Genomic DNA, 22314 nt, shown 5'->3' on the forward strand with positions numbered 1-22314 from the left:
ACGATATCGGGCCAAGACTGGAGCCCTACCCGAGGCCGGCTGGTTATTCGCCCACAGCGCACAAACGAGACGGACAGCCGCGGGCCGCGCTCGACGACCCAGGGTGAGGAACACGAGATCGAAAGCCGCGGGCCGCGCTCGACGACCCAGGGTGAGGGCGAGGCCGCGACAGCGACCTCGCCCGAACATGTCGCCTCGCGCCGCAGCAGCGGCGGCGCGAGCAAAAAGCGATGCGCGACCGCAGGCCGCGCATCGCGGGAATCACTGCACCCGCAGCACGATGACGGGACACGGGGCGTTGAGGAGGACGTCGTGGGAGACCGAGCCGAGCAGGAAGCGGCTGAGGCCGCGACGGCCGTGGCTGCCGATCACCAGCAGCGACGCCTCCTTCGAGGACTTGATGAGGGCAGCGGCGGGCGCATCCAGTTCGATCCTGGTGTCGATCTCGACGTCGGGATGATCGGGGTCGACCTGCGCGAGCGTCGTCTCGACACGATGACGCGCCTGCTCCTCGAGCGCGTCGTAGAGCTCCGAGCCGTCGGTGAAGTCGGGCATCGAGAGCGGCGGCACGGTCCAGGCGCTCACGACGTGCAGCGGTTCGCCGAGCCGCGCGGCTTCGGCGATGGCCGTCTCGAGCACGTGAGCGGCTGCATCCGATCCGTCGATTCCGACGATCACCCCCGCGCGATGCACCACCGGCAGATCGGGCACGACGGCCACGGGCACCTTCGCCGCGGCAGCCACCCTGATGCTCACGGCACTCGTGGTGAGCCGCTCGTAGGCGTCTTTGCGGTAGGTGCCGACCACGAGCAGGTCGGCCCCGATGCGCTCCGCCTCGGCGCAGAGCACGTCGACCGGTTTGCCCGAGAGCACCCGCGACGTGACCGTCACGTGCGGCGCCTTCGTATCGGCGTTGAACGCGGCCTTGCCGAGCACGAGTTCGCCGTGCTGCTCGAGCAGGGGTCCTGCCGTGAACGCCTCAGAATCCCACGAGGTGTCGGCGACGTAGATCACGTCGACGTCGTGCTGTGTGGCCTCCGCCCGGCGCAGAGCCCAGTCGAGGGCCACCTTGCCCGACGGAGAGCCGTCGTACCCCACCACGATCGTGCCGGTCATCGTGCCTCTTTCTCTGTGTGCTGTTTCTGTGCGTGCGGCGTGCTTCGTGCTTCGTTCCGCCGGTCGTGTTTCGAGCGGATGGATGTCGCGGGCCGGTCAGCCCGTGATGTCGACCCGCGCGATCCGGTCGCCCTCGAGCGCGAACGCCATCGTCCCGCCCCCGTTGTAGCCGTTGCCGGTGACTTTGATGGCCACCGCGTAGACGCCGTCGTTCTCCGTGAAGCCCTCCACCTCGAAATGGCTCTGCACACCCATGTTCTCGTTCTCGTTCCAGGTGGCGATGCCGTCGCGGCCATGGAACGAGCGGCCCCAGTCGTCGAGCACGGCGTCGGCGGAGAACGCCGCCAGGAAGCGCTCCGTGTCGGACCGGTTCGTGGCGTCGAAGAAGTCGGCGATCGCGGGCGGGAGGTTCTCGAGACCGGGCATGCCTCCATCCTGACGGTTTCGGCGGCGGCGCACCAGAGACGCTGGGCGTGTCTTCAGGGTCGGAGCGCGCGGGCCCGACCACGGACGGATGCCGCGCTGACGCGAATGTTCAAGCGCACGCGGGCAGCGCATCCGTACCCTGGACCCATGAGCGAACACGAGACCATCACCGCCCGTTTCTCGGTCACCGGCTGGGATCCGGCCGAGCTCGCCGGGCTCGCGACCGACGACACGGCGCCCGCCGATTGGGTGGGCGCCGTCACGATGCGCAAGTCCTACACCGCGGGGCTCGTCGGGTCGAGCGTGGCGCACTTCGTCTCATCGGGTGAGGAGGAGTCGGGTCGCGGCTACCTCGCCGCCGAGCGGATCACGGGCACCCTCGACGACGGGCGATCCGGCTCGGTCACCGTGCACCACGGCGCCCTGCAGCATCCGGGCGACCCGTCGGCGTTCGGCTACATCGTGCCGGGCACCGGAACGGGCGACTTCGCCGGTTTCCGGGGCCAGGCACGCATCCTGCACGACGCCGAGGGCCCCTACTTCGTGTTCACCCTCGAGGCTTGAGTGCCCCCCGACGACGCCGAGACGTCACTGTGCGCGCGAAAGGCCTGAACATGGCGCGGAAAGTGACGTCTCGGGAGTGAGGCGGAGCGGGCGCGTCAGCTCGCGAGCTGGGGGTAGAGGGAGAGGATGGGGGCGGAGAGGCCCTGCTTCACCGAGGCGCTGAGCTCGTCGGCCAGCACTTCGTACTCTCCCGCCAGGAGGGCGGCATAGGAGTCGCGCACGACCACCGCGGGGTCGTTCTTCGGGTCGCTGGTGTGCGCGGCCATGGGGGTGTCGATCCAGCCCACGTGCAGTCCCGTGACGAGGGTGCCCTGCGGCGCGAGTTCGAGACGCAGTGAGTTCGTGGCCGACCACAGCGCCGCCTTCGCCGCGCTGTAGGCGCCGGCGACGCCGATCCAGCTCAGCACGGAGTGCACGTTGAGCAGTGCGCCTCCTCCGTTCGTGGCGAGCACCGGTGCGAACGCGCGCGCCACGGCGACGGCGCCGAAGAAGTTGGTGTCGAACATGGCACGGAGCTCGGCGTCCGTGCCGGTGGCGATGCCGGAGCCCCCGCCGATGCCCGCGTTGTTCACCACGACCGTCACGTCGTTCGCGGCGGCGGCCGCGGCGGCGATCGACGCGGCGTCGGTGACGTCGAGCTGAAGGGGAACGACACGATCGTCGGCCCACTCCTTCGGCGTGCGCGCGGTCGCGTAGACCTTGGCGGCGCCCGCCTCGAGGGCCTGACGCACGAACTCGGTGCCCAGACCGCCGTTGGCGCCGGTGACCAGCACGACGGCGGAGTCGAACGTGGTGAGTGACATGGATGCTCCTTCTCGGTTGTGAAACCAAACCTAGCATCCTGAGTCCGAACTTCCTACTCAGGGGTAGAATGCCTCACATGACCGCCTTGCTCGGCAAAGACCTCAACTGCTCCATTGCGCGCAGCCTCGAGGTGCTCGGCGAGAAGTGGACGCTGTTGATCGTGCGCGAAGCCTTCCGGGGCCGCACGCGCTTCTCGGAGTTCACCGATTCGCTCGGCATCGCCCGCGACATCCTCGCCAACCGCCTGGGCACCCTCGTCGAATACGGCGTGCTGTCCCGCCGGCCCTACCGCGAGGAGGGAGAACGGGAGCGCGAGGAGTACGTGCTCACCCCGGCCGGCCGGGACTTGCTGCCCGTCATGGCCGCCTTCGCCGCCTGGGGCGACCGGCATCGGCCGAGCGAATCGAGCCCGACCGTGCTCTACGAAAACGCCGGCTCGGGCGAACTCGCCGAACTCCGCTTCACGACGGCCGAGGGGCGCATCCTCGACCTGGCGGATGTCGGCACCCGCCCCGGCCCCGGAACCGACCCCGTCTGAGGCGCGCTCGGAGCCGCCTGCGCTCGGGCGCGACTCACGGAATACTGGACCCCATCCCGTCGTCGGCATCGGCGACGACAATTGATGCAAACGCATGAAGCGCGCCGGAACCTCGGCTCGCGGCGACGGATGAGGAGCACCCCATGGCACAGCAGCTCGAGCTCGGACTCGACACCTTCGGCGACGTCACGTCCGATGAGAGCGGCACACCACTCCCCCACGCCCAGGTGCTGCGCAACCTGGTGGAGCAGGGCGTGCTGGCAGACGAGCTCGGCATCGACTTCATCGGCTTCGGCGAGCACCACCGCAACGACTTCGCGGTGACCAGCCCCGAGGTCGTGCTGGCAGCCGTCGCCGCCCGCACCTCGCGCATCCACCTCGGCTCGGCCGTCACCGTGCTCTCCTCCGACGACCCCGTGCGGGTGTTCCAGCGGTTCTCGACGCTGGATGCGCTCTCGAACGGGCGCTCGGAGGTCATCCTCGGCCGCGGCTCGTTCACCGAGTCGTTCCCGCTCTTCGGTTACGAGCTCTCCGACTACGAGGAGCTGTTCGAAGAGAAGCTCAACCTCTTCGCCGAGGTGCGGAAGCAGGAGCCGGTGACCTGGTCGGGTGCCAAGCGGGCGTCGCTGACGGCGCAGAGCGTGTATCCGCCGGTCGAGAACGGTCTGCTGAAGACGTGGGTGGGCGTGGGCGGCAGCCCCGAGTCGGTGGTGCGCACGGCGCGCTACGGGTTCTCGCTGATGCTCGCCATCATCGGCGGCGACCCCGTGCGGTTCGCACCCTACGTCGACCTGTTCCAGCGGGCGCAGGACCAGTTCGAGACCGGGCGCCAGCCGATCGGCGTGCACTCCCCCGGGCACGTCGCCGACACCGACGAGCAGGCCCGCGAAGAACTGTGGCCGCACTACTCCGCGATGATGAACCGGATCGGCCGCGAGCGCGGCTGGTCGCCGATGGGGCGGGGTCACTTCGAGCAGGAGGCCGGACCCGAGGGGTCGCTGTACGTCGGCTCGCCCGAGACCGTCGCCCAGAAGATCGCGAACACGGTGAAGACGCTCGGCATCGACCGCTTCGACCTCAAGTACGGCAACGGCGGCCTCTCGCACGAGAAGCTCCTGCACAGCATCGAGCTCTACGGCACCGAGGTCGTCCCCCGGGTGCGCGAACTCCTGGCCTAGGAATCCTCTCGCGCGCACTCTTGGCCCGACTCGTCCCAAATCGGCCCACAACGCGTCTCTTGGGCCGATTCGGGACGAGTGAGCGGAGGGTCAGGCTGCCTCGCGCGCCAGGAGGGAGCGCTTGACCTCGACGCCCCAGGCGAAACCGCCCATGGAGCCGTCGCTGCGGAGCACGCGGTGGCACGGCACGAACAAGGCGGGGGCGTTGCGCGCACACGCGCTCGCCGCGGCACGCACCGCACTCGGGCGGTCGAGGGCCGCCGCGAACTCCTGGTAGGTGAGCGGACTGCCGGGCTCGATCTCGCGGAGCTTCTCCCAGCCGAGCATGTGGAACTCGCCGCCCTTCTGCACCACGGCGACGTCGTCGATCGCGTGGATGTCGCCCGCGTAGTAGGCGTGCACCGCCTCGGCCGCGGCGACCGTGCCGGCTTCGAGGGACGTGGGCCGGAGGCTCGGGGTGAGGCGCGCGACGAGCGCTTCGGGGTCGGCGGTCCAGCCGGAGGAGAGCACGCGCCCTTCCTCGTCGGCGATGATGCCGAACCGGCCGTCGGGGGTGTCGACGAACTGGATGGTGGCGGTCATGGGGTGGTCTCCTTCGTGAGGGGTCGTCGGGGTGGATGCGCGACGCCGGCGGGGCGGCGCAACGGAGGTGGTGGGGGTGGGGACGGCGGCCGACGCGGGCTCGGCGGGCGCGGGCTCGGCGCGCTCGGGAGCGACGGAGGCAGCGCCCTGCGGGGCGCCGGCTGCGGCTCGGGCGCGGAGCGGGGACCGACGGTCGATGGACGCGTCGGCGGCTGCACGGGTGCGGGGCGGGGAGCGGCGGGCCGCGGCGGCATCGGCCGCGGCTCCCCAGAGGTGGAGGCAGAGATAGGAGCGCCAGGGTGCGTAGTCGGCGGCCCAGGTGGCCAGCTCGCGCGGCGCATCCGGGAATCCGAGCGCCCGGGCACCCGACCGCACCGCCACGTCGCCGGTGAGCAGGATGTCGGGGTTGCCGAGCACGCGCATGGCGAGGTAGCCGGCGGTCCAGTCGCCGATGCCGGGCAGAGCCGTGAGCCGGCGGCGCAGCTCGGCCGCGTCATCGCCCGAGGAGATCTCCAACTCACCGGAGGCGAGGGCTTCGGCCACCGCGACGACGGTCGCGATCTTGGCACGCGGGCCGTAGAGCACCGATCCGGCGTGCGCGGCGATCTGGGCCGCGGTCGGGAAGAGCAGCGTGGGAACGCTCGCGGCGCGCGCACCCGCACCCGTCGGGCGGTCGGCGTCTGCTGCGGCGGTCTCGAGGGGTGTGCCGGCCGCGACGGCGAGCCGGTGCAGCATGGTGCGCGCGGCGGCGACGGTGATCTGCTGCCCGATGATGGCGCGGAAGAGCATCTCGTGCGCATCCACCGCACCGGGCAAACGGATGCCGGGCACTGCGGCGACCCGGGCAGCGAGCGCTCCGCGCGCGCCCTCGAGGTCGCCTGTAGCGATTTCGGGAGGAGCTGCGTGCGACGCTCCTCCTCCCGAATCGGCGCCCGCGGCCGTGCCCGTCGTGTCTTCGGGCGAATGTGCGCGCGAACGAGCCCGCATACGGGCGTCGTGCGACGCAGGTTCGCCCGAAACGACATCCGCCCTGGCGGCGACGGCCGTCAGGGCCGCGTCGATGGCCACCGGGTCGGCGTCGAGGTCGAAGAGGCGGCGGATGCGCGCCACCAGCACCGGCAGGTCGCCGAGCGCCGTGAGGTGGGCGTCGAGCAGCAGACGCGATCCGCGATCCTGCCGCACCGTGAACCAGGCCGGGCCGCCGGGCAGTGCCAGCGACCGCGTGTAGAAATCGGGGCCCGCGATCTCGATGCCCGGGATCGCCCGCGCCATCAGCCAGGCGAAGACGCCCGCCGCGTCGAAGGGCTCGCGATAGGGCAGGGCGAGCTCGATCGCCCCAGGTGTCGCCGCCCGGGTATGGGCCTGCCGCGCCCGGATCTCGGTGGGCGTCGACTCGAAGACCTCTCCGACGGTGTCGTTGAACTGCCGGATGCTGGTGAACCCGGCGGCGAAGGCGATGTCGGCCATCGGCAGATCCGTCGACGTGAGCAGCGTGCGCGCCGTCTGCGCGCGGTGCGCCCGCGAGAGCGCGAGGGGGCCTGCGCCGAGCTCCTGGCTGAGCACACGGGTGAGGTGCCGCGACGAGTAGCCGAGGCGGCGCGACAGCCCGTCGACCCCTTCGCGCTCGATCACGCCGTCGCCGATCAGTCGCATGGCGCGGGCGGCGAGGTCGTCGCGCAGGTTCCAGGCCGGGGTGCCGGGCACCGCTTCCGGCAGACAGCGCTTGCAGGCGCGGTAGCCTGCCTCGTGTGCCGCAGCACTGGTCTCGTAGAAGGTGACGTTGGCCGCCTTCGGCGTGCGGGCCGGGCAGCTCGGGCGGCAGTAGATGCCGGTGGACCGCACCGCCGTGATGAACTGGCCGTCGAATCGCGGGTCGCGGGAGGCGATGATCCGGTAGCGCTCGTCGAAGTCCATGGGTCGATTGTCACACGGGCCACCGACACCTTCTAGCGGAAATCGGACATCGCGGTGCGGTGTCGGTGGCCCGACGTATGGTCGAGACATGCCGACCTCGTCGCGAGCCTTCTCCGCCCTCCCCCAGCCTCTCCGCGCGCGGTCGATCGTGCCGCCCTACCTGCTCGCGCGCATCGCCCAGGCCGACTCCTTCGGCATGGCGAGAGCGGCCGAGGCGGCACGCCGGTCGCTGCTGGCCGATCCGCCGTTGCGGCTGGAGCGGGAGCACGCAGCGGATCGCAGCCCCGCCACTCCCCCGTCGGCGTTGGCCGTTCCCGTCACCGCCGCGGTGGTCGACCGCACCGTCTTCGACGCCGGCAACACGGAGACGTTGCCGGGGCGCGAGGTGCGGCGAGAGGCAGATGCGCCGGTCGACGACGTGGCCGTGAACGAGGCGTTCGACGGGCTCGGCGCGACGCACGCGCTGCTGCTCGAGGCGTTCGGCCGCGATTCGGTCGACGGCACGGGTCTGCCGCTGCTGGCCACGGTGCACTACGGGCGCGACTACGACAACGCCTTCTGGGATGGCGAGCGCATGGTCTTCGGCGACGGCGACGGCGAGGTGTTCGGCCGGTTCACGGCGTCGCTCTCGGTGATCGGGCACGAGTTGGCGCACGGCGTCACGCAGTTCACGGCCGGGCTGATCTACGAGGGCCAGTCGGGAGCGCTCAACGAGTCGTTCTCCGATGTCCTGGGTGCGCTCGTCGAGCAGCATCAGCTCGGGCAGCGAGCGGATGCGGCGAGCTGGCTGATCGGCGAGGGGCTCTTCACCGACGCGGTCGAGGGGCGCGCGCTGCGTTCGATGATCGCGCCCGGCACCGCGTACGACGACGACGTGCTCGGGAGAGATCCGCAGCCGGCCGACATGGCGGGCTACGTCGACACCCGAGACGACAACGGCGGGGTGCATCTGAACTCGGGCATCCCGAACCGGGCCTTCGCCCTCGCGGCGACGGAGCTCGGCGGCTTCGCCTGGGAACGCGCGGGCCAGGTCTGGTACGACACGGTCGTGGGGCTCGCCGCGCCGCTCGACCCGCGGTCGACCTTCGAGCAGTTCGCGGAGGCCACGATGGGCGCCGCGAGAGCGCGCTTCGGCGAGGAGTCGGCCGAGCTCTCGGCGATCGACCGGGCATGGCGTACCGTGGGCGTGAGGAGCGATGACACCCCAGGATGACGACACAACCGGCCCCGAGGAAGCGGCCCGGTCTTCCGACACGGCCGGCGGCAGCATCCACCCCGCTCACGACAGCGGCGGACAGGAGCTGCGGATCACGGTGGCGCGCTCGGGTGGGATCGCCGGCATCGGTCCGACCTGGACGGTGACCGCGTCGGAGGAGTCGGATGTCGACTCCTGGCTGTCGCTCGTGGAGTCCTGCCCCTGGGACCCGCCGGACGCTCTCGACACCGCCCCGATCGGTGGCGGTGTCGACCGATTCGTCTATACCATCCGCGTCCTCCTCCCGACGGACGAAGAGCGAGACGCGCGAGTCGCCGAGCAGAGCGCCGGCCCATGGCGCACCCTCATCGACCGAGTCAAGAACGCCGCCCCGAACACCGAAAGCCGCAGGCCGCGCCCAGACACCCCAAACTGAGCCCAACACCGCGACCGCGACCGTATCAAATACACCGCCCCGAGGACCGAAAGCCGCGGGCCGCGCTCAGACGACCCAGGGTGAGCGCGAGGCCAAGGCCGCGTCCGCGACCCTGTCAAATACACCGCCCCGAGGACCGAAAGCCGCGGGCCGCGCTCAGACGACCCAGGGTGAGGGCGAGGCCGCGTCAGCGACCTCACCCGAACATGTCGCCTCGCGCCGCAGAAGCGGCGGCGCGAGCAAAAAGGGCCCGCCCAGCCGAAGGCCGGGCGAGCCCGAAAAGCGGCGAAGCGGTACGGTCTCCGCTACCCGAACACCCCGTTCACGTAATCAAACGTGCGCGAATCGATCGGGCTCGAGAACATGGCCTCGGTGCTGCCGTGCTCCACGATGTGCCCCGGCTGTCCCTGAGCGGCGAGGAAGAACGCGCACTGCGTCGACACCCGCTGCGCCTGCTGCATGTTGTGCGTGACGATCACGATGGTGACGTCGTCGACGAGCTCGAGCATCGTCTCCTCGATCACGCGGGTCGAGGTGGGGTCGAGCGCCGAGCAGGGCTCGTCCATCAGCAGCACCTTCGGCGTCACGGCGAGCGAGCGGGCGATGCACAAGCGTTGCTGCTGGCCGCCGGAGAGCCCGCCGCCGGGAGCGCGTAGGCGGTCGCGCACCTCTTTCCAGAGCCCCGCCTTGGTGAGGCAGGTCTCGACGAGGTAGTCGCGGCGGTCGCGGTCGGCGCGAGTTCCGGTGAGCTTCAGCCCGGCCAGCACGTTGTCGTAGATCGACATCGCCGGGAAGGGGTTGGGTTTCTGGAAGACCATGCCGATGTGCTTGCGGGCGTCGACGAGCTTCCGCGACGGGTCGTATATGTCCTCCCCGTCGAGCAGCACCTCGCCGGCGAGGCTCGCCGAGGGGATGAGTTCGTGCATCCGGTTCAGGATGCGGAGAAAGGTCGACTTGCCGCATCCCGACGGCCCGATCAGCGAGGTGATGACCCCGGCGGGCATGGTGAGGGAGACCCGGTCGAGCACCTGATGGTCGCCGAACCAGGCCGAGATGTTCTGGGCGTCGAGCTCCGCGAGCGGCGGCCGGTCGTCGACGGCGAGCAGCTGCTGCTCGAAGCTGCGCGCCGACTCGGCCCCCGAGACCTGCTGCTGCCCCTGGGGCGTGGCGAGAATCGCGCCGCCGTACTGGTCGGCGTTGGCGTACGGGCGAGCGCCCGGTGCACCCGGCGCGAGCGGCATCCCCGAATCCGGATGCGTGGCGACCGTCGGCGGCACCCAGTCGCGCGGACCGGCGCCCTTCATGATGCGCCGCTGCTCCCGCCGGCTGAGCGGAGGCATGACAGTGGTGATGTCCTCGGCCGTTGGAGCAGGCACGTCGGTGGGGCTGTCGCTCATGATTGTCCGTTCCGCTGTCGTCACAGCATGTTGGGGAGGAGTCGGGTGACCTGATCGGCGATGAGCAGACCGCCGAGCACCATCACCGGCACGAAGACCACCCACATCTTCTGGGCGCCGATGCGCCGGTACGACCACACCGCGGCGATCTCGGCGATCACGAAGAACTGCAGCGCGAAGACGAGCGCCCACACCGTGCTGGTGTCGGTGGCGAGTTCGAGCGATTGCGACGGCAGGGTGCGGAAGCTGCTCTGCCGCGCGCCGGCGGGTTCGGTCTCGGAGACGAGGTGGGCATCCACGCGAGCGACACCCGTGGGGATGAACGCGGCGCCTCGGGCGGTCTCGAGGATCAGCCGACTCTCGCCCGCGATCGGGCTGGGCGGTGCGAGGTCGCCGGCATAGCGCACCCCGATCACCTCGAACTTCTGCTCGCCCTGGCCGGTCAGCACGGTGAAGGTCTCGCCGGGCGCGAGTTCCTGGATGCGACTGAACGGCCCACCGTAGGCGGCCGCCCGGCCCATGATGACGCTGACGCCCTCCTGACCGGGCAGTACGGTGTCACGCCGATGACCCGGGCCGCTCGTGAGCTCACCGCTCGTGGTGCCCTCCACGACGACCTCGTTGACCCCGATCGCCGGGATCTGGATCAAGGCCACGGGCGCGCCATCCGGCAGCAGGGTGTCGTCGAACGCGCCTTCACTCACCGGCGCCGTTCCCGCCGAGAGCTGGGCGCGGAACGCGTCGGTCAGTTGCTGCTGCGCAACGAGGTGCTGCAGGTGGCTGAGCACCATCAGGTTCACCGCGAATGCGAGCAGGACGGCGGCGACGAGGGCGAGGCAGCTTCGCAGCAGCAGTTGCGACTGGCTGAGCGGCGCCAGCGGCACCATCGACCGCGGCATGCGCTTGGGCATGCGCGGCGGTTTCGGCGGTGCCGGTGGAGGAGCAACGGATGCGCCGCCGCCGATGAGTGGCGCGGGCGGTGGCGCCTCCGTCGTGCTGGTCACGCGGTCGACTCCTGCGTCGCAGCGGCGCCGACTCCGGCGGGCGCGACGGATGCGCTGCCATCACGCACGATCCTCACGATCACGTACGCGACGCCGGCCACCGCCGCGAGGGCCAGCAGGAACCACGGCGGCAGGAACACGAAGGTATCGCGTGTCATCGGCTCGAGGGCGACGCCGTCGACCGTTGCCGGCGGGGTGAGGGTGTAGTGCGCCGTCGCGAAGGTCCACTGGCCGACACCGGTGAGGGTCGACTGCACGACCACCTTCTCGTTCGGTTTGAGGCCGTTCACGGCTACCCCGTCGACGGAACCGAGTTCATTGCCGAACGGCCCGGTCACCCAGAATCGCGCAGTGCTGTCGATGATGGAGCTCGACACGTTGCGAACGGTGAACTGCGCGCTGAGCTCACCACCGAGCGGATCGATCGACGGTCGGTATTCGGTGTTCAGGCCGGAGACGTAGAGGATGCCCCCGATGCTGTATTCGTCGTCACCGAGCGCGGGGGCCGAGACGGGCCCGCTGGTGACGGTCGAACCGCCCTCGGTCGTCGTGGTGGTGCGGTTGGGCGTGTTCGCAGCCGGCGAGGGGCTGCTCGTCCCCCCGGAACCCGGCACCACGGTGACCTGCAGATTGACACCCGTGGGCGGCACGTCGTCGGCCGCGTACGCGGACGAGCCGGTGCCGAGACCGACGGCGACGAGACCGACGAGCGCGAACGCCCCGAGACCGGCGGCGAGGATTCTCGACGGGCGCATCACGAGCCGTTCGAGATCGTCGACCGCTGCTCGGCCTGCTCGCGCGCTTTGCGACGGGCCTCCGCCTCGGTGTAGGCGATCCAGTCCCGCGCGGTCTTCTCGTCGCGTGCCCGACGGAGACGGATGAAGAAATAGACGCCGGCGACGATGACCAGCAGCACCAGCAGCAGCCAGGGCACCGCGAAGGTGATGGTGTCGCGGCTGACGGTCGGCAGCGGCCCCGGGTCGAGCGCCTCCTCGTCGACGGTGGGCTGCATCATGACGTACGGATTCAGGTAGCCCCACTGCCCGGTGCCGGGCACCGTCATCGTGATGGTGCGGGTGCTGCCCGGAAGCATCTCCGACAGCTCCTGGCGCACCTGGGCCGCGACCCCGATGCCGAGGTAGGTGTTCACACCGGCCAGCATGTTCGCGCCGAGCGCGACGTTGCCGGTGTTCTGCACCGTGAAGGTGATGGTGGTCTTGCCGTCGAGCGGGTTCAGTTCGCCGTGGTAGTCGGCGGCGATGCTCGAGATGGTGAGGGCCGGCTGGAGGTCGCCGGGAACCCGCACGTAGACCCGGGTAGCCACGCGGCGGTCGACCAGGATCTGCCCTTCGGCGCCGGTGACCGAGATCACGATTCCCGCCGCGTGGTCGCCGGGAGCGGCGTCGGCCGGAACGTTCAGGGTGAACGGCACCACCTGGGATGCACCGGGGTCGAGCGGGATGTCCAGCTGCGTCGCCCCGCCGTCGAACGTGAGCCAGGTGCCCGCGTCGGTCGGAACGACACCCGTGTCGAGAAGACCGTACGAGCCGTCTTCGGTGTTGTAGGCGTCGGTGGCGAACACCTTCATGGTCTTGGGTGTCGTGCCGGTGTTGCGCACGATGTAGTTGTCGGTGAGCTGCTGGCCCGGGGCCGCCTGGTAGCTGAAGCGGCTCCGGCCGTCGGCCGATGTCTCGGTGGAGGGTGCACCCGAGATGCCGTCGGTGTCGTCCGCCTGAGCGGAGGCGGCGGGCGAGGCCGCGAGCAGGCCGCCGGTGAGGGCTGCGGCGATCAGGGCGACGGCGACGACACGTCGAGACAGACGATCCAGAGCGGGGATGAGAGGCACAGTTGATTTATCCAGGAGGAGTTGGCGAAGCGGCAGCAGGGAGATGAAGGAGGTGTGAACGAGGAGGTTCGGATCGAGACATCCGGCACCCCAAAAAGGGGGGCCGCGCGGCTGCGCGACCCCCCTCTCGGTGCTACTTCGAGGTCAGCGTGAGCGTGAGCTTCGAGTTGTAGGTACCGGCCGGCATGTTCGCGGGGGCCACGAACGTGAGGGCGGCGTTGAACTTCGACTCCGGCACCGCGCTCGTGTTGCCCGCCTGGGCGAACACAGCCCCGGTTCCCCCGTAGTTCGCCGAACCAGCGACCTGCGGGTTGGCGAGCGTGACGAGCGGGTTCAGCGTGAAGTTCGCGGCGGCTGCCGGAGCGAGACCGAGCTGCGTGTTCGCGATGACCTTGGAAGCGTCAGAAGCGTTCACGAACGGGTCGACCTTGGTGGTCACGGTCCAGCCCGGGTGCGAGACGACGCGGGTGTCCTGCACGGTGAACTCGCCGAGGGTACCGGTGGAGGTCGAGAGGCCGCCGACGATGGTCGGGTTCTCGATCTTGGCGGTGCCGACGGTGGGAGCGACCAGGTTGAGCGTGCCGTCGACGGCGCCGATGGTGGTGGCCTGGAGGTTGATCTCGGCCGAACCGACCGGAGGCTGCTCCGGCACGGTGGTGCTCGGAACCGCGAACTCCCAGGTCGGGTCGGCGCCGCCGGTGCCCGGGGTGACGGTGATGTTGGTGAAGTACGCACCATCGGCCGACACGTTCAGGTAGTTGTTCTTCATGAACGCGAAGCCGACCGAGAAGTTGCCACCGGCCTTGACCGCGGTGAGCGACCCGTTGATGTTGTCGTCCAGACGCATCGAGGGGTAGCTGACGTTCTTCGTGCCCTGGATGAAGTCGTTGGGCGCGTAGGCGAGCCAGGCGCTCGGGTTGGTCTCCTGACCGCGGGGCGAGATGAAGGTCTCCACCCCGGTCGAGTCGTTCGACCCGACGAACACGGCCGCGAGGTCGGTGTCGCTGGCGCGGGCGATGACGGCCTGGCTGAACGGCACCGGCGTGGTGACCGGCCAGAGCGAGCCGTCGTTGGCGTCGGCGATGTAGAGCGGGCCCTTGGAGCCCGTGGTGGGGTCGACCGCGGCGTTGGCCGCGCCGGCCGAGACGGCGATGATCGTGCCGGCGACGACGCCGACCATCGCGACGCGGAGAGCGTTCTTCTTGAACATGTGGTTACGATCCGTTTCTGGTTTTCTCAGCGCTACAGGGTGGTGTATGCGCGAATGGGGGTTGCGGAGGAGGGGGCCAGGAAGCCGAACTTGCGCTTCACGGCGCCGGCGGTGCTGGCGAAGGTTCCGGTGTTGGTGAGGCTGGTCGCGTTGGCCGGGTTGAGCAGGGCGGCGAGCTTGGGGTCGTAGGCCGGGTCGCTCGAGTTGACTCGCTTGTACTCGACCACCAGGTAGGTGTCGCGGCCGAAGCTCGAGGCGTAGAACGCGTCGCTCGGAACGAGCGCGTTGCCGGTGCCGGTGTATGCAGCGTTGCCGTTGGGCGCACCGAGCTTGACGTTGGCGTTGGTGATGGTGTTGAGGCCGGTGGCGCCGTTCGACTGGGCGATCCAGCTGGCGGCCGAGAACGGGATGATCTCGTCGGCGGCGAGCACGCTCGCGTCGTTCTCCGGGGTGGTGCCGTTGGCATCGGTCACGGTCGAGCCGAGGGTGGTGACACCGATTGCGCTCAGGAAGAAGTTGCGGGTGCCCGAGCCGCTCTGCGGGATGCGCGGCTTGACCGTGGTGCTGCCGATGACGACGGGAGTGCTCGACTCGTAGATCTGCTTGAGCTGAGCGGTGGTCAGCGCGGCGAGGTCGGAGTTGGAGCCGTTGTAGGCGTACGCCACGGCGTCACGGGCGTAGGGCACGTAGGAGAGCAGACCGGCCGAGTTCGCGTTCGAACCGGGGCCGCTGGACGAGCGGGCGATGTCGATCTGACCGGTGACGACGCGTGCCGGAACGTTGGCGGGGTTGGGGTTGGGAGTGTAGGGGTTGCCGGTGATCGAGGCGCGCAGCGCGGTCACGCCCGCGCCGGAGCCGGCGGGGCGGCCGAAGTAGGCGCCGTTGGGCTTGGTCTGGATGACCGACGAGCCGAACGCGTCGTAGTTGCCAAGGGTGGCGCCGGCAGCGGTGGTGCGCACGACCGAACCGCTGACGTTGGTGCCGTTGGTCAGAGCGTTGATGGAGTCTTGCAGCGTGTCGGAACCGACCAGCACGTAGCTGTTCGAGACCGGCTCGGCGTTGGCCGGAGCGGCCAACGCGACGCCTGCGAGCGCGACGCCCAGGGCTGCGCCGAGGGCGACTACCTTCTTGATCTTCACGGGAGAGTGATCCTTTCAGGATGTGATTCCGAGCGTCCGCGGCGCGGCTGCTTCGACTTGGTGCACCGGCGGGGATCTGCCCCGGCGTTGACGGGTCCAAGAATGTGGGGCATCAGAGTCGTCTCCTGATGCGGGTGATGAACGGCACGGCGACCGCCGCGAGGAGCCCGGCGAGGATCGCCAGGGGCACGGCACCCGAGATGGCACCGAGCTTCTGATCGGCCGGGGTCGGCTTGCCGACGAGAGCCGCCGCGGCTCCCCCGGATGCGGACGGGTCGGACACCGGCGCACTCACCGGCGGCGCAGGCGCGGCGGGCACCGGCGGCGCCGTCACCGTTCGCGGCGTGGTCGCGGCGGGCTTGGCCGGAGTGGTCGGGGGCGTCGTCGACTTGCCGGAGGCGATCACGGCGGCTGCCGAGACGGCCTGGTCGCTCCACCCTTGCGGAATCGGCGCGTAGCCCGCCGGGAGCTGGCCGAACCCGGTGCCGGGTTCCTGACCGGCGGTGGCGGCGTAGATGATGAAGTTCGCGTAGTCGGCCCGAAGGGCCGCATCGCTCATCTCCTTGTTCACGGCCGCGTACACCGGAACAGCGAGCGGGTAGGCGTTCTCTGCAGCCTTCGCCTGATCGGAGCCCGGATCGAATCGATAGACCTGCGACTGGGTGGGGTCGACGGTCATGGCGGCAGCGGCGGCGGCGAGCGAGGTGTCGTCGGGGGCCACGAACTTTCCGGCGGGATTGCGCAGCTTCGCCTCGAACACCTGGTACTTCGCCGCGGCGCCGGTGTCGGTCAGCCCGATCACCCGCTGCAGACCGGTGAGGCTACGACTGGTCTTGGTGTATTTCGGCGGCGCCGCCACCGGGTCCCACGCGCCGAGCACCTGCCCGTCGCCGCGGAGCACCAGATAGGCGCTCGTGGAGAGGTCGTTGGTGTACGGGCGCCACGTCACGGAGTTGACCGAGGCCGCGCCGTCGGCCGCAACCGGCTGCTCGGTCGGATCGGCCTTCGGGAAGTCGTCTCGAGGGAAGGTGAGCGGGGCGCCGACTCCGCCCGAGACGGCGTTGTAGACATCCGGGTTGAGCGAACTCCACGGATTGACGGTCATCTTCCAGGGGTCGGGTACGCCGGAGAGGAAGTCGACGGCATCCTGATCGCTCATCACGTACGACCAGAGCGCCCACGCGGCATCCGAGCGGCCCTGCGGTGCGATCAGATCCGAGAGCGACGGGGCGTTGATCGACTGATACGCCCATTCTTCGTCGTTGATCGCGAGAAAATCGGGGTCGTAGGTGATGTTGCGCGGGTTGTGTCCGGCGTCGGCCGGGCCTTTGTAGCCGAGATGCTCCTTCGATGCGCCGGTCGGCAACGAGTCGAGGTAGGAGCTGGTGAGCAGTTTCGCCACGAGGCGAGGCGTGAGGTTCATCGACGAAAAAGGGAGCCTCGCCCGCGCCTTGGCGTCGTCGGGCACCTCTCCCAGGGCGTTCGGCTCCCGGTCGATGGCGAACGCGACCGAGATGCCGGTCAACGCGATCGGAGCGTAGGTGAGTTTGTCGGTGACGTCGGGCGTCGAGAGCGCGCGAGATGTCAGCGCGAGAGGCGCCGCCGTGGTGCCGTTCGCCGCGAGCGCGGCATCCGATTCCGCTCCCGTGATCGTGCTGTAAACCGCGCCGCCCTTGGCGCCGCACAACGTGGGCTGCCACGACGCGATGGCCACCGAGGCGAGCTCGCTGCCCGAGAGCTGGCGCTCTTTGGCGCCGATGGTGCAGCGGGCTCCATCGGGCAGGAAGTCGAGCTTCACCGCGAGGCGGTGCTTCCAGTTGTCCCAGAGCAACCCCGACTTGAGCACGTCGTTCTCACCCACGTCGGCTGTGCCGCGGGGAATGATGACGAGCCAGCAGGATGCCCCGGTGATGACGTTGCCGGCACCGGTGACGGGGGCCCCGCAGCCGAGGCCCGACGCCTGGGTGGCGGTCTGCACCTCGAACTTCACGGAGCCTTCGCCGTTGGATCCGGAGCCCGCCCACGACACCTCGTTGGAGGTGAGCCGGGTGAAGAAGGGGTTCGTGTTGACGTCGACGTCGACCTTCTTGCCGTCGACCACCGAGGCGATGGTGACTCCGGTCTTCGACTTGAACGGGATCGAGGTGTACGTGGGGTTGATGAAGTCCGAGCCGTAGGCGGTGTACTTCACGTCTTGCTCCGCGACGTTCTTGTCGTCGCTGATGGTGGAGTCGCGGGTGGCGCCGGGGGTGTTGAAGCCGCCGTACTGGCACGTGGTGCGATCCGGCTGACCCGGGTTCTCGGGGTCGTCGCCCCAGCACTGCATGATCTGCAGGAAGTTCTTGCCGCCGGTCTGTCCGCTCGGCACCTCCGACTTCACACCGCCGGTCCAGCTGACCTCGATTCCCTGCGCGAGCAGGTCGCGCGTCTGGGAGACGGTCACGCTGAGGTCGGGCATGGGTGCCGACTCGAGGTCGAGGTCCTGCTGATTGGCCGAGACGGTGACGACGGACGAGTCGGCCGCGAGAGCGGGCGTTCCCGGATCGGTCACACCCGTGAGCACGAGCAGTGAGCCCACGGAGAGTCCCGTGACCGCTCCGACGGCCAACGAGACCAACCACTGACGCCGGGGTTTCCGGCGATGGCGGGCGGCACGAGACACAGCAGACTCCAAGCTGAAATCCAGCGGATTTCCTGAGAACGACGCCAAGGTATGGGCGCTCGGTGTCGATGGGATGAACAGCGCAGGAAGGAGACTTCCCTCCGAGATTTCGCGCTGACGTCGCGGCTCGCCGACGCCCCGCGAACGGGGTACGTCAGGAACCGCCGCCGCCGCGCTTCAGGCGTCGAGAGGCGAGCGGAGGCACGATCACGGCGGCGAGCAGTAGCACTCCGGCGGCCACCATCAGCCACTGCTGCGGCCCCATCCCCGGGTCGGGGAGGGTGAACGGACTCGACACAGCCGCGCCTGCCACCGCCGAGCCACCGGAGACGAGTGCCCCGTTCTCGTCGTAGACAGCGGCCCCACCAGAGCCCCCGGATGCGGCTGCCGCTCCGGCTCCGGCACCAGTGCCGGCGCCGGCAGCGGAAGCGCCCGCGTCGGCAGCTGCGCCACCGGGCGCGGCTCCGGTCGGATCGGTGTTCTCGGTGGCGCCGCCGGTGCCGGTGGTGCACTGCGAGCCCGATCCCTTCTTGTCGCAGTCCGCCGGCTGCGGCGCCGTGATGGCCAGCTGGTTGTTGTTCGGCGAGTCACCCGGGCTGAAGGTCGGGTTGTTGCACGAGTTCTCGTCGATACCGGTCGCCCCCGCGCCCGGGATTCGACTGATCTGCGTCGACCCGGCCAGCACCAGGTTCATGGGCAGTGGCGAGTAGCCGAGCGTGTCGGCCTGCTGTTGACCCTCACAGAGCATGTAGCGCGCGAACGCACCGAGCGTCTTCCCCTTCTCCTCGGTGAAGATGCCCGCGACCTGAGTGGGAACGATCATGTAGGAGTAGCTCGACAGCGGATACGACCGAGGGTCGCCGTTGTTGTACACGTTGTCGAGAATCTGGGTGAGATAGTCCGGCGAACTCGGGTTCTCGTCGATCTGGGCTTGCATCAGGGCAACGGCCACGGATGTCGCACGCGGCTCGACGTAGTAGCCCGCGCTGTTCAGCACCTTGGCCACCGGGAAGCCGGAGTTCTTGGCGTAGGAGTACTCCACGTAGGTGATGGCGCCCTCACCGTAGCCCTGAGCGACATAGCCTGCGACGCCGAGCGAGCCGTTCTGCGACTTCATGGCCGCCGTTGCGGGGTATTGCGAGGTGAGGCCGGTGCGTCCGGAGAAGGACGACCACAGGTCGGGGTACTGCTTCGACATCCAGAGGGTGAACTGCGCCGTCGATCCCGAGCCGTCGGAGCGCACCACCGGAACGATCGACTGGTCGGGCATCGCGAGGCCGGGATTGTCGTCCTGCACGGCCGGGTCGTTCCACTTCGTGATGATGCCGGTGAAGATCTTCGTGATGACGTCGCCCGAGAGGCGCAGATTCGTCACCCGCTTGCCGTTGATCTTGAGGTTGTACATGAACGAGGTTCCACCGGCCACGATGGGCATGTAGGCGTAACCCGTCTTCGGAACCTCGGGGGGTGACCCGTCTTCCGGATTCGGCTGGAACGGGATCTCACTGACCGCGAAGTCGACAGTGCCGTTGATGAAGTCCTGACGGCCCGCCGACGAACCGACGCCGGAGTAGTTCACGACCATGCCGTAGTTCGCTGCCACGTTCTTACGCCACTGGTCGAGAGCGTTCTGCGACCAGGTGGAGCCGGTGCCCGAGATCTTCTCGTAGATGTCCGCCGCCTGGGCGGGCGCGGCGGCGATTGTTCCGGTGGCGACGACCGCGAGCAAGGCGGTGGCCAGCAACATGAGCACGGCGCGGGCCGCACGGATCTTCGGCGTCACAGGGAGGTCTCCTCGGGGTCGGAGGGCTTCGGGGCGGTGGAGACGATGTTCTGCGTCGCGCGTGCGGGCGGGTAGTCCCCCGCGTAGATCCGGTCGTCGAGCATCGTGATGCGCTGCAGGTCGCGCAGCGATTCTGCCTGGGCGTTGCGGCGTTGGCGGTCGGAGAGCTGGCCTGGGCCACGGCCCCCGATCACGCGGGCGACGATGAACAGGCCGAGCACGAGCAGGATGAGCACCGCCGCGGTGCCGAAGCCGCGAGCGATCATCGTGGGCTCGGGCGAGCGCACGAAATCGAACACCTGCAACGGCAGCGAGATCATCGGCCCCTCGAAGGGGTTGACGTTCATCACCGCGGTGATGCCCGAGGTGAGCAGCACGGGAGAGGTCTCGCCGATACCGCGGGCGGTGCCCAGGATGACGGCCGTGACCAGACCCGACCGCGCCGTCGGCAGCACGACGTGCCAGACGGTTCGCCATCGCGTGGTGCCGAGGGCGTAGGAGGCCTCGCGCAGGTTTCCCGGCACGAGCCGCAGCACCACGTCAGAGGCACGGATCACGATGGGCAGCATCATCACCGTGATCGCGAGCGCCGCCGCGAATCCCGAGCGCTGATGCGTGAACAGCTGGATGATCGCCGCGTACACGAAGAGACCGGCGACGATCGACGGCAAGGCGGTCATGGCATCCGCAATGGTGCGCACGAAGCGGGCGAAGCGTCCGCCCACCTCGTTGAGGAAGACGGCCGTAGCGATGCCGAGCGGCACGGTGATGGCGAGTGCGATCGAGATCTGGATCAGCGTGCCCACGATCGCGTGCAGGATCCCGCCCGACGAAAGGGGGTCGAGAGGTCCGGTGAGCTCCATCGTCTGGGTGAAGAAGTTGACGTACGGCAGCGCTTCCGACCCGCGAATGAGCGTGTAGACGACGATGAAGACGAGGGCGCCGAACAGCATCACTCCGGCGCTCACCATGAGCACGGTCGCGACGCGATCCTTCACCTCCTGGAAGTCGGACCGCATCGACACGAGCAGCATGTAGAACCCGATGAAGGCCAGGTACGCGACGACGAACCATCCGACGACGCCCGTCAGCGGGCTGATCCAGCCGAAGAGCAGGGTGGCCAGGGCCATGCCGCCGGCGAGCGAGCCGACGATGTTGAACCGTTCGTCGAGGGTCGCCGAGCGCACCCCTCGGCGCGGGCCGATCTCGACGCCCTCCGATGACGGGATGCGCGTGGGCGCTTCGCCGCCGAAGTCGGCCTCGTACTCGTCGGTCTCGAAATCGGCGGCGACGACCGCGGTGACGGCATCGGGCCCGCCGGGGGCGGAGGCGGAACCGGGCGCTTCGTAGGTGGTGGTCATCGGGTCACAGGCTCTCTGCGCCGGAACGCGACCGAGCCACGATCGACGACGCGGTGAAGTTCACGACGAGGGTGATGAGGAAGAGCACGAGGCCCGCGGCCATCAGGGCCGAGAGGCCGAACTCGCTGGCCTCGCCGTAGCGCAGGGCGATCAGGGCCGAGACCGAGTTCGTGCCGGTCTTCAGCACCTGCCAGTTGATGCTGAACAGCGGCGAGATGATCATGTAGACCGCGATCGTCTCGCCGAGCGCCCGGCCGAGACCGAGCATGGTGCCGCCGATGATGCCGCCGCGGCCGAAGGGCAGCACGACCGTGGCGATCATGCCCCACCGCGTCGCTCCCAGCGCGAATGCGCCCTCGCGTTCACCGATCGGCGCCTGCGAGAAGGCCTCGCGCATGACGGATGCCTGTGTCGGCACCACCATGAGACCCACGACGATGCCGGCGATGAACGCGCTCGAGGTGAAGGCGCTGGCTTCGGTGAGTCGCGCGCCGTCATCGCCCGTGACGGCGAAGAAGGGGATCCAGCCGAAGTAGGTCGAGATCCATTCGGCCACCGGCACGATCGCCGCCTGCAGGAAGAACACTCCCCAGAGGCCGAAGACGATGCTGGGCACCGCGGCCATCAGGTCGACCAGCGACACCAGGAACGAGCGCACTCGCCCGCGCACGACCTCGGAGAGCAGGAGGGCGGTTCCGAGCGCGAGCGGAAAGCCCACGCAGAGGGCGATGATGGCGATGGTGACCGTGCCGAAGAGCACGGCAGCGATACCGAAGTGCCCCGTCTCAGGCGACCATTCCTGGGTGAAGAGGAACGAGATCCCGGCGACCTGCAAGGCCGAGCCGGCACGGATCGAGAGAAACAGACCCACCGCGAGCATGATGCCGACCGTGGTCGCGCCGGCCGCGAACGCGACGGTCTGGAAGACGGTGTCGGAGCGGGAACGACGCGACTGGAGGGAACGCTTGCGCGGGGCATCCGTGCCGCCGTCGCCCCCGTCGCCTCCGACCGGGGCGAGCAGTTCTGTGCGCTCGTTCTCCAGGAAGACGTCGTCGATCGTCTGAAAGACGTCCTTCTCGGTCACGGGCCACCCACCATGGGCCTGATGTTCGGCGCGGCAGGTGAACGGCCGGGGGTGTGCTGCTGAAGGGGCCGTAGC

At 69.4% G+C, this 22314-nt stretch carries 19 protein-coding genes; 5 read left to right on the top strand and 14 right to left on the bottom strand.

The annotated features are described in order from the left end of the window. Positions 1-261 precede the first annotated feature (261 nt). Positions 262-1116 (bottom strand): universal stress protein, encoded by an 855-nt coding sequence (locus tag BLW00_RS11865; protein ID WP_092554150.1) that lies wholly within the window; start codon positions 1114-1116, stop codon positions 262-264. 96 nt (positions 1117-1212) lie between these two features. Beyond that, positions 1213-1542 carry a nuclear transport factor 2 family protein gene (locus BLW00_RS11870; RefSeq protein ID WP_092554153.1) on the bottom strand — a complete coding sequence of 110 codons (330 nt, stop codon included), beginning with the start codon at positions 1540-1542 and terminating at the stop codon, positions 1213-1215. Between the two features lie 147 nt (positions 1543-1689). On the opposite strand from BLW00_RS11870, the gene BLW00_RS11875 reads away from it, so the two are divergent. Next, positions 1690-2106 (top strand): DUF3224 domain-containing protein, encoded by a 417-nt coding sequence (locus tag BLW00_RS11875; protein ID WP_092554739.1) that lies wholly within the window; start codon positions 1690-1692, stop codon positions 2104-2106. A gap of 95 nt (positions 2107-2201) precedes the next feature. On the opposite strand, the gene BLW00_RS11880 is transcribed toward BLW00_RS11875, so the two are convergent. Then, positions 2202-2909, bottom strand: a complete 708-nt coding sequence (locus BLW00_RS11880; RefSeq protein WP_092554156.1) for an SDR family oxidoreductase — start codon at positions 2907-2909, stop codon at positions 2202-2204. 77 nt (positions 2910-2986) lie between these two features. On the opposite strand from BLW00_RS11880, the gene BLW00_RS11885 reads away from it, so the two are divergent. Both BLW00_RS11885 and BLW00_RS11890 read left to right on the top strand, forming a co-directional pair. Continuing rightward, on the top strand, positions 2987-3448 hold the full coding sequence (locus BLW00_RS11885; protein ID WP_092554159.1) for a winged helix-turn-helix transcriptional regulator: 462 nt from the start codon (positions 2987-2989) through the stop codon (positions 3446-3448). Positions 3449-3591: 143 nt separating this feature from the next. Beyond that, positions 3592-4626, top strand: a complete 1035-nt coding sequence (locus BLW00_RS11890) for an LLM class flavin-dependent oxidoreductase (RefSeq protein WP_092554162.1) — start codon at positions 3592-3594, stop codon at positions 4624-4626. Positions 4627-4716: 90 nt separating this feature from the next. Here the strand turns inward: BLW00_RS11890 and BLW00_RS23780 are convergent, their stop codons facing one another. Next, positions 4717-7122: a methylated-DNA--[protein]-cysteine S-methyltransferase gene (locus BLW00_RS23780; RefSeq protein WP_092554166.1), complete on the bottom strand. Its 2406-nt coding sequence runs from the start codon at positions 7120-7122 to the stop codon at positions 4717-4719. Between the two features lie 88 nt (positions 7123-7210). Between BLW00_RS23780 and BLW00_RS11900 the strand changes: the two genes are divergently transcribed. Beyond that, the gene (locus tag BLW00_RS11900; protein ID WP_092554170.1) at positions 7211-8335 is read left to right on the top strand and encodes a M4 family metallopeptidase; all 1125 of its coding nucleotides are present in this window, start codon (positions 7211-7213) and stop codon (positions 8333-8335) included. Beyond that, positions 8319-8753: a protealysin inhibitor emfourin gene (locus BLW00_RS11905; protein WP_092554173.1), complete on the top strand. Its 435-nt coding sequence runs from the start codon at positions 8319-8321 to the stop codon at positions 8751-8753. The genes BLW00_RS11900 and BLW00_RS11905 overlap by 17 nt, the downstream gene beginning before the upstream one ends. 305 nt (positions 8754-9058) lie before the next feature. Here BLW00_RS11905 and BLW00_RS11910 read toward each other — a convergent pair whose 3' ends face one another. The 10 genes from BLW00_RS11910 to pstC all read right to left on the bottom strand — a co-directional run bounded on the left by BLW00_RS11910 (position 9059) and on the right by pstC (position 22239). Then, positions 9059-9859, bottom strand: a complete 801-nt coding sequence (locus BLW00_RS11910) for a phosphate ABC transporter ATP-binding protein (protein ID WP_245741570.1) — start codon at positions 9857-9859, stop codon at positions 9059-9061. Positions 9860-10170: 311 nt separating this feature from the next. Then, entirely contained in the window at positions 10171-11154 is a 984-nt protein-coding gene (locus tag BLW00_RS11915) for a sortase (RefSeq protein WP_245741537.1), read from the bottom strand. Beyond that, positions 11151-11909 (bottom strand): hypothetical protein, encoded by a 759-nt coding sequence (locus tag BLW00_RS11920; protein WP_092554176.1) that lies wholly within the window; start codon positions 11907-11909, stop codon positions 11151-11153. The genes BLW00_RS11915 and BLW00_RS11920 overlap by 4 nt, the downstream gene beginning before the upstream one ends. Next, on the bottom strand, positions 11909-13000 hold the full coding sequence (locus BLW00_RS11925; protein ID WP_092554179.1) for a COG1361 family protein: 1092 nt from the start codon (positions 12998-13000) through the stop codon (positions 11909-11911). Before BLW00_RS11925 ends, BLW00_RS11920 begins: the two co-directional genes overlap by 1 nt. A gap of 133 nt (positions 13001-13133) precedes the next feature. Beyond that, positions 13134-14210, bottom strand: a complete 1077-nt coding sequence (locus tag BLW00_RS11930; protein WP_092554182.1) for a hypothetical protein — start codon at positions 14208-14210, stop codon at positions 13134-13136. A 32-nt stretch (positions 14211-14242) separates the two neighbouring features. Beyond that, positions 14243-15349 carry a hypothetical protein gene (locus tag BLW00_RS11935; RefSeq protein WP_092554185.1) on the bottom strand — a complete coding sequence of 369 codons (1107 nt, stop codon included), beginning with the start codon at positions 15347-15349 and terminating at the stop codon, positions 14243-14245. A gap of 112 nt (positions 15350-15461) precedes the next feature. After that, positions 15462-17927, bottom strand: coding sequence for a hypothetical protein (locus BLW00_RS11940; RefSeq protein ID WP_139256697.1), 2466 nt, complete (start codon positions 17925-17927; stop codon positions 15462-15464). A gap of 238 nt (positions 17928-18165) precedes the next feature. Continuing rightward, entirely contained in the window at positions 18166-19794 is a 1629-nt protein-coding gene (pstS, locus tag BLW00_RS11945; RefSeq protein WP_245741538.1) for a phosphate ABC transporter substrate-binding protein PstS, read from the bottom strand. Then, entirely contained in the window at positions 19791-21155 is a 1365-nt protein-coding gene (pstA, locus tag BLW00_RS11950) for a phosphate ABC transporter permease PstA (RefSeq protein WP_092554191.1), read from the bottom strand. Before pstA ends, pstS begins: the two co-directional genes overlap by 4 nt. A gap of 4 nt (positions 21156-21159) precedes the next feature. Further along, the gene (gene pstC / locus BLW00_RS11955; protein WP_245741539.1) at positions 21160-22239 is read right to left on the bottom strand and encodes a phosphate ABC transporter permease subunit PstC; all 1080 of its coding nucleotides are present in this window, start codon (positions 22237-22239) and stop codon (positions 21160-21162) included. Positions 22240-22314 lie beyond the last annotated feature (75 nt).

The sequence above is a fragment of the Herbiconiux ginsengi genome (assembly GCF_900107435.1).
Classification (GTDB): Bacteria; Actinomycetota; Actinomycetes; order Actinomycetales; family Microbacteriaceae; genus Herbiconiux; species Herbiconiux ginsengi.

Bases quoted from the DNA above. Each gene is read 5' to 3' on its own strand.
- BLW00_RS11880 (WP_092554156.1), bottom strand. From the start codon at position 2,909: ATGTCACTCACCACGTTCGACTCCGCCGTCGTGCTGGTCACCGGCGCC.
- pstA (WP_092554191.1), bottom strand. From the start codon at position 21,155: ATGACCACCACCTACGAAGCGCCCGGTTCCGCCTCCGCCCCCGGCGGG.
- BLW00_RS11890 (WP_092554162.1), top strand. From the start codon at position 3,592: ATGGCACAGCAGCTCGAGCTCGGACTCGACACCTTCGGCGACGTCACG.
- BLW00_RS11900 (WP_092554170.1), top strand. From the start codon at position 7,211: ATGCCGACCTCGTCGCGAGCCTTCTCCGCCCTCCCCCAGCCTCTCCGC.
- BLW00_RS11905 (WP_092554173.1), top strand. From the start codon at position 8,319: ATGACACCCCAGGATGACGACACAACCGGCCCCGAGGAAGCGGCCCGG.
- BLW00_RS11885 (WP_092554159.1), top strand. From the start codon at position 2,987: ATGACCGCCTTGCTCGGCAAAGACCTCAACTGCTCCATTGCGCGCAGC.
- BLW00_RS11930 (WP_092554182.1), bottom strand. From the start codon at position 14,210: ATGTTCAAGAAGAACGCTCTCCGCGTCGCGATGGTCGGCGTCGTCGCC.
- BLW00_RS23780 (WP_092554166.1), bottom strand. From the start codon at position 7,122: ATGGACTTCGACGAGCGCTACCGGATCATCGCCTCCCGCGACCCGCGA.
- BLW00_RS11920 (WP_092554176.1), bottom strand. From the start codon at position 11,909: ATGCGCCCGTCGAGAATCCTCGCCGCCGGTCTCGGGGCGTTCGCGCTC.
- BLW00_RS11870 (WP_092554153.1), bottom strand. From the start codon at position 1,542: ATGCCCGGTCTCGAGAACCTCCCGCCCGCGATCGCCGACTTCTTCGAC.
- BLW00_RS11875 (WP_092554739.1), top strand. From the start codon at position 1,690: ATGAGCGAACACGAGACCATCACCGCCCGTTTCTCGGTCACCGGCTGG.
- BLW00_RS11865 (WP_092554150.1), bottom strand. From the start codon at position 1,116: ATGACCGGCACGATCGTGGTGGGGTACGACGGCTCTCCGTCGGGCAAG.